The sequence below is a fragment of the Pseudomonas sp. genome, assembly GCF_040514055.1.
In the GTDB taxonomy this organism is placed as follows: domain Bacteria; phylum Pseudomonadota; class Gammaproteobacteria; order Pseudomonadales; family Pseudomonadaceae; genus Aquipseudomonas.
Genome location: NZ_JBEVDL010000062.1, coordinates 72,348 through 86,252 on the forward strand (window position 1 = coordinate 72,348; position 13,905 = coordinate 86,252).

At 64.6% G+C, this 13,905-nt stretch carries 12 protein-coding genes; 7 read left to right on the forward strand and 5 right to left on the reverse strand.

All coding sequences use genetic code 11. From position 1 onward, the window contains the following. Positions 1–4 precede the first annotated feature (4 nt). The 5 genes from ABWY06_RS14560 to ABWY06_RS14580 all read right to left on the reverse strand — a co-directional run bounded on the left by ABWY06_RS14560 (position 5) and on the right by ABWY06_RS14580 (position 4,967). Positions 5–793 carry a YfaP family protein gene (locus tag ABWY06_RS14560; RefSeq protein ID WP_353926276.1) on the reverse strand — a complete coding sequence of 263 codons (789 nt, stop codon included), beginning with the start codon at positions 791–793 and terminating at the stop codon, positions 5–7. 211 nt (positions 794–1,004) lie between these two features. After that, positions 1,005–1,946, reverse strand: coding sequence for an AEC family transporter (locus tag ABWY06_RS14565; RefSeq protein ID WP_353926277.1), 942 nt, complete (start codon positions 1,944–1,946; stop codon positions 1,005–1,007). Positions 1,947–2,130: 184 nt separating this feature from the next. After that, on the reverse strand, positions 2,131–3,105 hold the full coding sequence (locus ABWY06_RS14570) for an SRPBCC family protein (protein WP_353926278.1): 975 nt from the start codon (positions 3,103–3,105) through the stop codon (positions 2,131–2,133). 34 nt (positions 3,106–3,139) lie between these two features. Then, positions 3,140–3,712, reverse strand: a complete 573-nt coding sequence (locus tag ABWY06_RS14575; RefSeq protein ID WP_353926279.1) for a response regulator transcription factor — start codon at positions 3,710–3,712, stop codon at positions 3,140–3,142. Continuing rightward, entirely contained in the window at positions 3,705–4,967 is a 1,263-nt protein-coding gene (locus ABWY06_RS14580; RefSeq protein WP_353926280.1) for an ATP-binding protein, read from the reverse strand. The genes ABWY06_RS14575 and ABWY06_RS14580 overlap by 8 nt, the downstream gene beginning before the upstream one ends. Positions 4,968–5,182: 215 nt before the next feature. On the opposite strand from ABWY06_RS14580, the gene ABWY06_RS14585 reads away from it, so the two are divergent. The 7 genes from ABWY06_RS14585 to ABWY06_RS14615 all read left to right on the forward strand — a co-directional run bounded on the left by ABWY06_RS14585 (position 5,183) and on the right by ABWY06_RS14615 (position 13,869). Continuing rightward, on the forward strand, positions 5,183–5,893 hold the full coding sequence (locus ABWY06_RS14585; protein WP_353926281.1) for an SIMPL domain-containing protein: 711 nt from the start codon (positions 5,183–5,185) through the stop codon (positions 5,891–5,893). A 208-nt stretch (positions 5,894–6,101) separates the two neighbouring features. Continuing rightward, complete coding sequence (locus ABWY06_RS14590) at positions 6,102–7,703, forward strand: ABC transporter substrate-binding protein (RefSeq protein WP_353926282.1); 1,602 nt, start codon at positions 6,102–6,104, stop codon at positions 7,701–7,703. 427 nt (positions 7,704–8,130) lie between these two features. Then, positions 8,131–8,391 carry a hypothetical protein gene (locus ABWY06_RS14595; RefSeq protein ID WP_353926283.1) on the forward strand — a complete coding sequence of 87 codons (261 nt, stop codon included), beginning with the start codon at positions 8,131–8,133 and terminating at the stop codon, positions 8,389–8,391. Between the two features lie 266 nt (positions 8,392–8,657). Next, the gene (locus tag ABWY06_RS14600; protein WP_353926284.1) at positions 8,658–10,082 is read left to right on the forward strand and encodes an OprD family outer membrane porin; all 1,425 of its coding nucleotides are present in this window, start codon (positions 8,658–8,660) and stop codon (positions 10,080–10,082) included. A 104-nt stretch (positions 10,083–10,186) separates the two neighbouring features. Beyond that, a complete protein-coding gene (locus ABWY06_RS14605) occupies positions 10,187–11,791 on the forward strand; it encodes an ABC transporter substrate-binding protein (RefSeq protein WP_353926285.1) in 1,605 nt (534 codons plus the stop codon). A gap of 116 nt (positions 11,792–11,907) precedes the next feature. Further along, positions 11,908–12,918 carry an ABC transporter permease subunit gene (locus ABWY06_RS14610; protein WP_353926286.1) on the forward strand — a complete coding sequence of 337 codons (1,011 nt, stop codon included), beginning with the start codon at positions 11,908–11,910 and terminating at the stop codon, positions 12,916–12,918. Positions 12,919–12,930: 12 nt separating this feature from the next. Next, positions 12,931–13,869: an ABC transporter permease subunit gene (locus ABWY06_RS14615; RefSeq protein ID WP_353926287.1), complete on the forward strand. Its 939-nt coding sequence runs from the start codon at positions 12,931–12,933 to the stop codon at positions 13,867–13,869. Positions 13,870–13,905: the final 36 nt, after the last annotated feature.

Consider the following 13,905-nt stretch of genomic DNA (forward strand, 5'->3'; position numbering starts at 1 on the left):
AGCCTCAATAATTGAATGACTTGATCAATTGCAGATCGCCGATACCCCGCAGGGGCACCAGAAAGGTCTCACGTTTTTCATTCGGGGTGTTTTCGCTGAACACCAGGTTGATTTGCGCGGTGATGACTTCGTTCTGGTTGCTGCCTTCCTTGAAGTTGTACCCCCCGCTGCCGAGGTTGCCCCAGTAGTTGACGAATACCAGGTAGGTGCCGCGCAGCGGCGCGGCCATGCTGAACATTTCCGGACCGGGGCCATCGACGCTGTCCACATCCAGACCGCCGCCGTTGTCCATCACCGGGTCGGCCCAGAACGCATGCTGGCCGTCCGGGGTGACCACATGCAGGTCGAGTTCGGCCTTGGGGTCGTCCCAGCCCAGGGCGATACGCAGGCGCGCGGGGGTTTTCGAACCGTTGGCTTCGTAGAACTGCACCCGCTTGAGCGATTGGCCTTCGGCACTGCGCACTTCCACGCTGTTGGAACCGGCGCCCATGGCATAGGGCCGCACGAAACGGCCTTCACTGTCGGTGTACAGCGGCAGGGGGTTGCCATTGACCACCAGGCGATGGGAACGCTGCTCCCCGGGTATGCCGCGCAGGCGGCCTTCGATCAGGTTGCGCTGGCGTTGCGCGCCGCGGTCGATCGGCGGCGTCGGGTAGGCCACGCGCGCCTGTTCGTCGCGCTCGAGCAAGCCGTCATAGCGCCAGCCGGCCACCGGCCCTTCAAGCTCGGCCCGCGGTTCGGCACACAGGCTGGCGGCCTGCAGCAGCAGGGCCAGCGACAACAGGGCGCGCATGACTATTCCTTCAGGGGCGCGAAACGCGCCGGGGTATCGAGTGGGACCAGAGCTGACCATTGGCGCCAGAGATTACTGCGCCTGCATCAGCATGACTCAGGAAATCGCCGGCACAAAGCGGATTCGGTGGGCGCCGTGCGCGCCAGCGCAAGGCGTGATGCAGCGCACATTTTTTCCGTGGACAGACGATCGCACCCTCCGCGTCCAACCCTTATATCCAGCCGCCCCATTGCAGGATAACGATACCGATATTGGTGGTGATCGCCGCGGCCAGGGTGGTGATGACGATAATGGCCGCCGCCAGCTGGTGGTTGCCGTTGACCGCCTTGGCCATGACAAAACTGGCGGCCGCCGTGGGACTGGCGAAATACAGGAACAGCACGCCCAGCTCGACCCCACGAAAGCCCCAGAGCCAGGCACCGGTGGTGCCCAGCAACGGCAACCAGAGCATTTTCCACAGGCTGGCGCCGATCGCCGGCCCACCGCTTTCGCGCAGCGCCGCCAGCGACAGGGTGCCGCCGATGCAGATCAGGGCCAGCGGCAAGGTCATCTGGGCAAAGTAGGTGCCGGAGGTCATCAGCCAGGCCGGCAAGCCGATCTGCCAGTAGGCAAATGGCAGGGCGCTCAGCACCCCGAGGATCAGCGGGTTGCTTATCACGCTTTTCAGGATGCTCCAGGCATCTGCCTTGGCGCTGGGGCTGTACACCGCCAGCACGATGGCCGAAAGGCTGTTGTAGAGCAGGATCATCACCCCGGCCAGCACGCCGCCCAGGGACAGCCCTGGGTCGCCATAGAGGCTGGTGGCCAGGGCCAGGCCGACGATGCCGTTGTTGCCGCGAAACGCGCCCTGGGTATAGACCCCACGGTCAGCCAGCGGGCAGCGCCACAGCGCCCAGCCCCAGACCAGCAGGAATCCGGCCAGGGTCGCCAGGCAGAAGTAGGCAAGCAATGCCGGCTGGAAGGCGCTGCCCAGGTCCGCCTGGACGATGGCCAGAAACAGCAGGGTCGGCATGGTGCCCTTGAACACCAGGCTGGAGGCCATGTTGATAAAAGCCACATCGATCCAGCCCAGGCGCTTGAGCGCCACGCCGAGAAACAGCATGGCGAAGACCGGCGCGGTGATGCTCAGGGTCTGCTGGAACAGGGCAAGCATGGCGGTCACCAAGGTCGACAATCTACTTAGGCAGCTAATGATAGCAAGGTCAGCGCCGCCCCCCCAGACTCGCCCTGGCAATGGCGACCCGACCAGCAAGCGCCATGGTCCGCGCCGATGTAGGGCGGCCTCGGCGCGTAGCGCCAGCCCGCCGAAATCGAGAGTCAAGAATCAAGAACAGACCCTAGCGACTGGCCAGGCCGCTCTGCCGCTCGCCGCGCTGCTTGTAGAACTGCAGGATGGTCTGCGCCGAATCGTCGACCAGCAGCTTGCCCCAGGCGTTGGCGTACCAGTTGAAGTTGGTGCTGACCCGGTAACTGACCACAATCTCCAGGCGCGTACCACCCGCCTCGGGGGTAAGGCGGTAGGAGGTGTCCAGCAGGTCGAAATACTTGCCGCCGATCACCACATGCTCGTCCAGGGCATTGGGCGGAAAGGACTCAGGGGAAAACCGGTAGCGCCAGCGAATGTAGCGGTTTTCCTGCCAATCGAGGATCGGCTCGTCGAAGTGCACGCCCTTGCCCCACACCAGCTTGCGCACCTTGCCCGACGGCGTGTCAACCGTCTTGGCCGAGATCGGATAAGGCACGCCGATGCGGTAGGCCAGGCCCTCGGCCATTTCAGCCGGCTGGATCTGCGCCGCATCGTTGATCAGGCCCCAGAGCACCGGTGGCGGCGCGGCGATATGCACCGAGGCCCGGCTCTGTTCGAGCAGCCGCGGCTGCTCCACTCGCGTCTCCAGCACACTGGTCAGCAAGGGCAGCACCAACAAGGCGGGCAAAGTACCCCGCGCCGGTTTGACCACCTTGAGCAACAGCCAGCAGGCCAGCGCACCGAGCGAAGCCATCAGCAGAAAAATCGGCAGGGCCATGGCGATGCAAATGCTGCCCTCGAGCAACAGCAAGGCCGATCCGGCGGCGAACAACAGCATCGGTACCCAGGGCGCGAACAGGCAGTAGACCCAGGTGCGCTGCTGGGGCGATGCCGTATAGGCGGTGTACACGCCAATCAGGATCGGCACCAGGATCACGAAGGACGCCAGCATCGGCCCACTGGCAGCATCCACCCCCGGGCCGTTGAGATAGCCCAGGCCGCCGAACGTCAGGCGCATCGCCAGGCCATAGGCCGCACCGGCCAGAAACACCTTTATTCGTTTCATTTTTTACCCGAGCGCATCCCGCACCCTGCCCTGTTCAACGCCGCACCGGGCGTTTCTGCAATTTGCGCTGCAGCGTGCGCCGGTGCATGCCCAGCGCCCGCGCGGTGGCGGAGATATTGCCTTCGTGCTCGCCCAGCACCCGCTGGATATGCTCCCACTGCAGGCGGTCGACCGACATCGGGTTTTCCGGCACCAGGCTGTCCAGATCGGCATGCTGGGACAGCAGGGCCGCCAGTACATCATCGGCGTCCGCCGGCTTGCACAGGTAGTTGCAGGCGCCGCGCTTGATCGCCTCCACCGCCGTGGCGATGCTGGAGTAGCCGGTGAGTATTACCACGCGCATTTCCGGGTCGAGGTTCAGCAGCTTGGGCAGCAGCACCAGGCCGGAGTCGCCCTCCATCTTCAGGTCGAGCACCGCGTAATCCGGCACGTCCTGTTCGGCCAGGGCAAACCCCTCCTCAGCCGAACCCGCGGTGCTGACCCGCAAGCCACGCCGGCTCATGGCACGGGCCATGACCCGGGTGAAGGTCGGGTCGTCGTCGACCAGCAGCAGGTGCGGTTGCTCCTCGCCATCCAGGGCGGGGTCGAGCGGGGTCTCGTCACTCATGGTCTTCTCCTGGGGCCAGACGTGGCAGCCGCAGCTCGGTCAAGGTGCCGCCGTCTTCATGGTTGTAGAGTTTCACCGAACCGCCGGCGCGGGTCACGCTGGCCTGACTGAGGAACAGTCCCAGTCCAAAGCCCTTGCCCTTGGTGGTGAAGAAAGGTTTGCCCAGTTGCTCGGCGATGGCCAAGGGCACGCCGGCACCATGGTCGCGGATGCTGATGCAGAGTTCCAACGCCGTCCAGTCCAGGCGAATATCCAGGTCGTCGGGGCAGGCATCGGCGGCATTGTTGAGCAGGTTGAGCAGCGCCTGGGTCAGGTCCGGCGGTGGCGCCAGGCGCGGGGTGCTGCCCTGGCCCAGGCGCTGGTAGCGGTAGCTGGCCTCGGGGCGCATCAGGTGCCAGCGGCTCAGGGCCGCCTCCAGCCAGGCATGGGCGGACTGTTCCTCCACGGCCTGTCGACGGTTGGCCTCGGCGGCCCGCACCAGCTGCTGCAAGGTGTCCTTGCAGAGCATCACCTGTTCCTGCAGCACGGCCAGGTCTTCCTGCAGCAGCGGATCCTTGTGCTCGCGACGCAGTTCCTTGATCAGCACGCTCATGGTTGCCAGCGGCGTGCCCAGCTCATGGGCCGCCCCGGCGGCCTGGGTGGCGACCGCCAGCAACTGCTGATCGCGCAGGCCTTCCTCGCGCCGCTCGGCCTGCAGGCGATCCTGGCTGCGCAAGGCGACGGCCATGCGCACCACGAAGAAGGTGATAAAGGCCGCGGACAGGGCGAAGTTCAGCCACATGCCGTAAATCAGCAAGGTTTCGCGCTGGGCCAGAGGCATTTCCAGCGGGTGGTACCAGATCAGCAGCAGCGTATAGCCGCTCAACGCCAGGCCGCTGAGCAACATCGAGTAGAGCCAAGGCAGCGTTGCCGCGGCGATAGTCAGGGGGACCAGGTAGTAGGACACGAAGGGGTTGGTCGAACCGCCGGAAAAGTACAGCAGCAGGCTGTGAATCAGCAGGTCGCAGCCCAGCTGCGCGGCGTATTCCAGCTCGGTGACCGGCCAGGGCCCGCGCAGCCGCACCGCGGTGAGCAGGCACAGCACCGCCGACACGGCCAGGATCAGCGCCAGCGGCAACCAGGGCAGGGTCAGCAGGTCGAACAGGTAGGCGATACCCACCGAGCCGGCCTGCGCCGCCAACACCAGGATGCGAATCAGGCTCAACCGCCAGAGGTTCTGACGGCTGGCGGACAACAGTTGCACGGGCGCCAGCATGAATGCTCCAGGGGACGCCGGCGGCCCTCGTAAAGATTGCCGCCAGGCTGGACAAATCGAAACAGTATACCCAGGGGCCGGCGCAGCCTGCGCGGCTGCGTCAACGCGCCGCAGTGTTCGGCGGTAAAACCACGGGGCTGCGCCCGTGTCCAACTGGGGGTACAGTCGGACCGACCACCATCCCAGCGGCCCTGCGCCGCGTCCAAGGAGTTGTTATGCACAGCCTTACCCGTCTTGCCGCCGCCCTCGCCCTCGGCGCCGTCACCAGCCTGCCCGCCCTGGCCGAGGAAGCACGCTACAACCAGGTCGCGCTGCGTGCCGAGGTCAGCCAGGAAGTGGCCCACGACCTGATGCACGTGACCCTGTACAGCGAATCCCAGAACAGCGACCCGGCGCTGCTCGCCGCCGAGATCACCCGCACGCTGAACGGCGCGCTGGAACGCGCCCGCAAGGAAGAGGGGGTCACCCTCAGCCTGGGCGGACGCAACAGTTACCCGATCTACGACGACAAGGGCCAGCAGATCACCGGCTGGCGCGAACGGGCGGAGCTGCGCCTGGAAAGCGCGGACTTCGCCAAACTGTCGAAACTGACCGCCGAGCTGCTCAAGGACCTGAAAATGGCCGGCATGGATTTCGCCGTTTCGCCGCCCACCCGCAAGAAGACCGAGGACGCCCTGCTCAAGGACGCGGTCACCGCGTTCAAGGCCCGTGCCCAGCTGGCCACCGAAGCCCTCGGCGGCAGCGGTTACAAGCTGGTCAGCCTGAACCTCAGCAGCGCCGGCTTCCAGCCGCCAACGCCGATGTTTCGCGGCGCGATGAAGGGCATGGCGATGATGGAGGACGCAGCGCCGTCACCGGAAATCGAAGCCGGCAGCAGCCAGGTGCTGGTCAATGCCGATGGCGTGATCGAGGTGCAAGTGCCCTGATTCGGTGCAGCCCTGTGCCCTTGGCCACAGTGCGTTACCTGACCGGCCCGACAACACTTATAAAAAAGCGACATCCACGGTCAAGCTTGTTACCGCTTGGCACCGTGGACGCTCGTACTGCTTGCACTGGGCATACGCCCTGCATAGTTTCATGCGGGTCGGTCGAAAGGCCGTACCTCGCAAACAATGAGAATAACTTGAGGCCATCATGGGTAAAAAAGCCGTCATTCCCTTTATGCTTGCCGCTGGATTGCTCGCTGGGGCGCCTTTCGCCCAGGCGGCGACGAACCTGGTCTATTGCTCCGAGGGCAGCCCGGCGGGTTTTGACCCGGGTCAGTACACCACGGGCACCGATTTCGACGCCTCCGCTGAAACCGTGTTCAACCGCCTGAGCCAGTTCGAGCGTGGCGGCACCGCCGTGATCCCCGGCCTGGCCACCAAATGGGACGTGTCCGCGGACGGCCTCAGCTACACCTTCCATCTGCGCCCGGGGGTCAAGTTCCACAGTAACGAAACCTTCAAGCCGACCCGCGAATTCAACGCCGAGGACGTGCTGTTCACCTTCCAGCGCATGCTGAACAAGGACCACCCGTTCCGTAAGGCCTACCCGACCGAATTCCCCTACTTCACCGACATGGGGATGGACGCCAACATCACCAAGGTGGAAAAACTCGACGACATGACCGTCAAGTTTACCCTGGCCACGGTCGACGCCGCCTTTATCCAGAACCTGGCCATGAGCTTCGCCTCGATCCAGTCCGCCGAGTACGCCGACCATCTGCTCAAGTCCGGCAAGGCCGCCGAGATCAACCAGAAGCCGATCGGCACCGGTCCTTTCGTCTTCAAGCGCTACCAGAAAGATTCGCAGATCCGTTTCGCCGGCAACAAGGAATACTGGAACCCGGACGATGTGAAGATCGACCAGCTGATCTTCTCCATCAGCACCGACCCCTCGGTGCGTTACCAGAAGCTCAAGGCCAACGAATGCCAGCTCACCTCCTTCCCGCGTCCGGCGGACCTGGAAGCGATGAAAAAGGCGCCGAACCTGAACGTTCCGGATCAAGCCGGTTTCAACGTCGGTTACCTGGCCTACAACACCGAACACAAGCCGTTCGACAAGCTTGAAGTGCGCCAGGCCATGGACATGGCGGTGAACAAGGAAGCGATCATCAAGGCCGTGTACCAGGGCGCCGGCCAGCTGGCCGTCAACGGCCTGCCGCCGACCCAGTGGTCCTACGACGAGACCATCAAGGACGCCGGCTACAATCCGGAGAAGGCCAAGGAGTTGCTCAAGGCCGCCGGTGTCGCCGAAGGCACCGAGCTGACCCTCTGGGCCATGCCGGTACAACGCCCGTACAACCCCAACGCCAAGCTGATGGCCGAAATGCTGCAAAGCGACTGGGCCAAGGTCGGCATCAAGGCGAAAATCGTCAGCTACGAATGGGGCGAGTACAACAAGCGCGCCAAGGCCGGCGAGCACGACGCGCTGCTGATCGGCTGGACCGGCGACAATGGTGATCCGGACAACTGGCTGGCGGTGCTTTACGGTTGTGACGCCATCGGCGGCAACAACTACGGCCGTTGGTGCAACGCCGAGTACGACAAGCTGATCAAGCAGGCCAAGACCATCACCGACAAGGAGCAACGCAGCGCCCTGTACAAACAGGCGCAGCATATCCTCAAGGCCAATGTGCCGATCACCCCGATCGCCCACTCCACCGTCTACCAACCCATGAGCAAGAAGGTCGAGAACTTCAAGATCAGTCCGTTCGGCCTGGTCTCCTTCTACGGCGTGGGCGTCAGCAAGTAATACCCCTGCTTCCGGACCGGTCCTGCCGGTCCGGAGGCGGACACCCAGGCGGCCCACCCGCCCGAGCGGGACTCCCCCTTTTTTTAGCCCTCGCGGCGGCCATCCGGCTGCCCGCGATCTGGCCCCGCGGCATCGCAGTCGGCGCACCACCGGCATTTTTTTCATGGACCCGGCTGTTCGACACATAAGGCGCTCAAGGATGCAGCACCGCGAAACCACCGCCACTGCGCGGCACAAAGCCCGCGCCCGTTGCCGTCCCGGCCCGGGCCAGGGGCTTTTACAGATTTGCGACATTTGCAGAATGAATGAAGACGGCTCATGGCCCCAGGCCAAGGAGTGACTTGCATTGACGTACGTCCGTGCATAGTTTCGCGAGGCGGCCCACGAGGCCGTTCCTCGATGACAATGACAATAATCAGAGGCCATCATGCGTAAGAATGCCATTACCCCGGGCATCCTCGCTGCCCTAGGCGACCCCGAGTCTGGGGAGCGCACCGGCTCGCCCAGGCGCGACGCCCAGCAACCGTTGCGCCGCGCCGCGCCCAGCGGACCTGCCTGTTTCGACGGCCCGGGGCATCCCCAGGCCCGGCAGCATTGCAAATCGCCCATGCCGCTCACTCCGATCGCCCCCGCACGAGTCAGCCCCTTGGGGCGCTATGGCTTCTACGGCGTCAGCCTGACCCCTTGAACGCGGCTAACCAGCCGGCACGCCCGGCGCGCAGGTGCGCCAGCCGTGGCCGGCGGGTGAGCGGCTACGCGGCACCCGGCACACCCGCGTCACCCCACAGCGGATCGCAGGTCGCATTTCGCGGCGACCTGCGCGCCGTAGTCCTTCATTCGCCCACCCGGCGACCGACCAGCCCCTGCCGCAGCACAGGGTCGGGTGATTGCATCCAGCCTGCAGCCCATAACAAAAACAGAGTTAGCCGTTGTACAAAAAGGAGAAACAACGCAATGCGAAGGAATATCCCATTTGGCCTGACCCTACTCGTGCTGAGCCTGAGTGCTCATGCCCAATCGCCCACGCCCACACCGGAGAGCCCCAACTTCGCCAACCAGGTGCAGAGCATCCCCGAAGTCACCGAACCGGTGAGCAAGCAGGACGGGGCCCAGGGCTTTTTCGCCGATGACAGCCTGTCGTTGCTGACCCGCAACTTCTGGGCCCGGGAAACCGGCGACCGCGATACCTACTACCGGATTCAGAAGGACTACGGCGTCGAACAGACCCGACGTCGTTACGCCTGGGTACAGGGCACGCAGCTCAAGTACAGCTCCGGCTACACCCAGGGCGCCCTCGGCTTCGGCATCGACCTGGCGCTGTTCAATGCGATCAACCTGGAGCGCGGCCACGGTCGCATCGCCGGCGGCGGCAACCGCACCCTGGCCAACGGCGAGGGCGACGCGCTGGACAGCTGGAGCAAGCTGGGGGTCGCCGATGTGCGCCTGCGGCTGTCCAACACCGAGCTCAAGGCCGGTCGTTTTCTGGTCGACACCCCGGTGTTCAACTACATCGACAACCGCCCCCTGCCGTCCAGCTTCGAGGGCCTCGGCCTGGTCAGCGAGGAGTGGCAGAACCTCGCCCTGCAAGCCGGCAGCTTCGATCGGGTCAGCCCACGGACCGGCGCGGGCGACGAGCCCTTCACCACTGAGTACGGCGACCGCACCGCCGAAGCCGATCGCATGAGTTACCTGGGCGGCACCTACACCCCGACCTCCAGCCTGGCGTTCAGCCTGTACGGCGCACGCTTCGAGGACATCTGGGACCAGGTCTACTTCAGCGCCAGCCACACCGCCGGCGACGCGACCAGCCTGTCGCTGCAGACTCAGCTGAACTACTACCACACCCAGGACCAGGGCGCGCAGAAGGCCGGTTACATCGACAACGATGCCTACAGCCTGTCGTTCACCGCCACCCACCAGGCCCACGGCCTGACCCTGGGCCTGCAGCAGATCGAAGGCGACGAATACTTCGACTACGTGCACGAGACCTCGGCCATCTACCTGGCCAACTCGCTGTTCTCCGACTACAACGGCCCCAACGAGAAGTCCGTGCAGCTGCGCTACGGCACCGACTGGGGCCAGCTCGGCGTACCCGGCTTGACCACCTCGCTGTGGTGGGCCCGTGGCTGGAATGTCGACGGCACCCACTACGACGGCGGACGCAACGGCCGCCATGCCAACTACGCCGATGTACTGATCCAGGACGACGAGCACCACTACGAAACCGGGCTGCTGACCGCCTACAAGGTGCAGAGCGGGCCGATCAAGGATGCGCTGTTCAAGGCCACCTATATCGTCCACCGCGCCAGCGAGAACCAGTCCGACGGCAACCTCAGCGAAGTGCGGATCACCAGCACCTTCCCCTTCGAGTTGCTCTAGGCCCATGGCCCTTCGTCCGCCCTTTGCACCCATACGCGGCCGAACCGGACCTGTGTCCCGCCCGCCGTCGCGGCGCGAGGCGTTACCCTTACAAGGAGTTTCCCATGTTGAAAACCGCATTGCGTAGCCTGCTGGCCGTGGCCGTGTTTGGCGCCACCCAGGCCTTTGCCGCCCCCTCCAGCCTGGTGGTCTGCACCGAGGCCAGTCCCGAGGGGTTCGATATCGCCCAATACACCGCGGCGGTCACCGCCGACGCCTCCAGCGAGACCATCTTCGAGCGCCTGGTGGACTTCCGCCAGGGCACCACCGAACTGGAGCCGGGTCTGGCCGAGAGCTGGGAAATTTCCCCGGACGGCCTGACCTACACCTTCAATCTGCGCAAGGGCGTGCAGTTCCACAAGACCGCCTGGTTCACCCCCACCCGCAGCTTCAACGCCGATGATGTGCTCTGGAGTTTCCAGCGCCAGCTGGACGCCAACCACCCCTGGCACAAACTGTCGGTACGGGGTTTCCCCTATGCCGAGTCGATGGGCATCCCCGACCTGGTCGAGCGTATCGAAAAACTCGACGACTACCGCGTGCGGTTTGTCCTCAAGCACCCGGAAGCGCCGTTCCTCGCCGACCTGGCCATGGGGTTCACCTCGATCTACTCGGCCGAATACGCCGATCAATTGCTCAAGCAGGACAAGACCAACAACCTCAACACCCAGCCGATCGGCACCGGCCCCTTCGTCTTCGAGCGTTATGCCAAGGACGCCCAGGTACGCTTCAGCAGCCACCCGCAGTACTGGAACGGCGTGCCGGCGATCGACAAGCTGATTTTCGCCATCACCCACGACACCAACGTGCGCCAGCAGAAACTCAAGGCCAACGATTGCCAAATCGCCCTCTACCCCAATCCCATGGACGTGCCCGCGCTGCGTGCCAACCCGGATATCAAGGTGCTGGAGCTGGATTCGCAAATGACCGCCTATGTGGCCCTCAACGGTCGCCACGCGCCGCTGGGCGATGTGCGGGTGCGCCAGGCGATCAACCTGGCCTTCGACAAGCAGAACTACCTCAATACCCTGTTCGGCCCGGGCAACGCCACACCCGCGGTGGCGCCCTACCCGGCTACGCTCTGGGGACACGACGCGACCCTGCAAGGCTGGAGCTATGACCCGGCCAAGGCCAAACAGCTGCTGGCCGACGCCGGCCTCCAGGACGGCTTCAAGCTCGCCATCTGGACCCGCCCGGGGGGCGGCGTGACCAACCCCAACCCGACCCTTGGCGCCCAGATGTTGCAGGCCGACCTGAAGAAAGTCGGCATCGAGGCGCAGATCAAGGTGGTCGAATGGGGCGAGCTGATCAAGCGCGGCAAGAACGGCGAGCACGATGTGATCTTCTTCGGCTGGGCCGGCGACAACGGCGACCCGGACAACTTCCTCACCCCCAACCTGTCGTGCGCGGCAGTGGAAACCGGCGAGAACTATTCGGGGTGGTGCGACAAGCAATTCGATGGCCTGGTCCGTGAGGCGCGTTTGAACAACAAACAAAGCGAACGTGCAGACTTGTACCGGCAGGCGATCCGTATCTTCCACGATCAGGCGCCCTGGATACCCTTGGCCCACCCGCGCCAATTCAGTGCTGTGCGCCGTGATGTACAAGGTTTTATCCTGAGCCCCATGGGTTCGAACAACTTTGCCAAGGTGACCCGCTCGGGCTCCTAGCAAAACCCGACCGCCTGACGGCACACCGCCGTCAGGTTTTCCTCAACCACCATAATTGATCGTTGGCCCATGCCGCCAACGGGCACCACCCACCTGAACAGGAGCGCCGAAAACCTATGCTGGCCTTTATCGCCCGCCGACTGGGACTGTTGATTCCCACCTTCTTCGGCATCACCTTGCTGACCTTCGCGCTGATACGCCTGATCCCCGGGGATCCGGTGGAAGTGATGATGGGCGAGCGCCGGGTCGACCCGGAAATGCACGCCCAGGCCATGGAGCGCCTGGGCCTGAACAAGCCGCTGTATGCCCAGTACCTGGACTATATCGGCAACCTTGCCCAGGGCGACCTGGGCGAATCGCTGCGCACCCGCGAAAGCGTCTGGAGCGAATTCCTCACGCTGTTCCCGGCGACCCTGGAACTGTCGCTGGCGGCGCTGCTGTTCGCCGGCACCCTCGGGCTGCTGGCCGGGGTGATCGCCGCGCTCAAGCGTGGCTCGCTGTTCGACCATGGCGTGATGGGCATCTCCCTGGCCGGCTACTCCATGCCGATTTTCTGGTGGGGCCTGTTGCTGATCATGTTCTTCTCCGTGGGCCTGGGCTGGACCCCGGTCTCCGGGCGCATCGACCTGCTCTACGACATCCAGCCGGTCACCGGTTTCATGCTGATCGACACCCTGCTCAGCGACGAGGAAGGTGCTTTCCTCGATGCCCTGCATCATATGATCCTGCCCGCCATCGTGCTGGGCACCATCCCGCTGGCGGTGATCGCGCGCATGACCCGTTCGGCCATGCTCGAAGTGCTGCGCGAGGACTATGTGCGCACCGCCCGGGCCAAGGGCCTGTCGCCCAGCCGGGTGGTTTTCGTCCACGGCCTGCGCAACGCGCTGATCCCGGTGCTGACGGTGTTCGGCCTGCAGGTCGGCACCTTGCTGGCCGGCGCCGTGCTGACCGAAACCATCTTTTCCTGGCCGGGCATCGGCAAGTGGCTGATCGAATCGATCGGCGCGCGCGACTACCCGGTGGTGCAGAACGGCATCCTGCTGATCGCCTGCCTGGTGATCCTGGTCAACTTCGTCGTGGACATTCTCTACGGCCTGGCCAACCCCCGCATCCGCCATCAACGCTAAGGAGGCCTGAGCATGACTCTTCCCGAACACACCCTGCCGGCCGCCGCCGCGCCGACCCTGGCGTCCGCCGACCCCAGCCTGCTGTACCCCTCGCCGATGAAGGAATTCTGGCAGGCCTTTTCCCGCAACAAAGGCGCCGTCGCCGGCCTGATGTTTATGACCCTGGTGCTGTTCTGCGCGCTGTTCGCACCCTGGGTGGCGCCCCATGACCCCAGCGAGCAGTACCGCGACTTCCTGCTGACCCCCCCGGTCTGGCTGGAAGGTGGCAATGCGCAGTTCCTGCTGGGCACCGACGAACTCGGACGCGACCTGCTGTCGCGGCTGATCCAGGGCTCGCGGCTGTCGCTGCTGATCGGCCTGGCCTCGGTGGTGATGTCGCTGCTGCCGGGGATTTTCATGGGCCTGGTCGCCGGCTTCTTCCCGCGCCTGCTCGGCCCCTCGATCATGCGCCTGATGGACGTAATGCTGGCCCTGCCGTCGCTGCTGCTGGCCGTGGCGATCGTCGCCATCCTCGGCCCAGGCCTGATCAACACCGTGATCGCCATCGCCATCGTCTCGCTGCCGTCCTATGTGCGCCTGACCCGCGCCGCGGTGATGGGCGAACTGAACCGCGACTACGTCACCGCCGCGCGCCTGGCCGGTGCCAGCTTGCCGCGCCTGATGTTTATCACCGTGCTGCCCAACTGCATGGCTCCGCTGATCGTGCAGGCGACCATGAGCTTTTCCTCGGCCATCCTCGACGCCGCGGCCCTGGGTTTCCTTGGCCTCGGCGTGCAACCGCCGACCCCCGAGTGGGGCACCATGCTGGCTTCGGCGCGCGACTATATCGAGCGCGCCTGGTGGGTAGTGTCGTTGCCGGGGCTGACCATTCTGCTCAGCGTGCTGGCGATCAACCTGATGGGCGACGGGCTGCGTGATGCCCTCGACCCGAAACTCAAGAACGCGGTTTAAGGAGCACGCCATGAACATCCCATTGTCCCTGAGCGG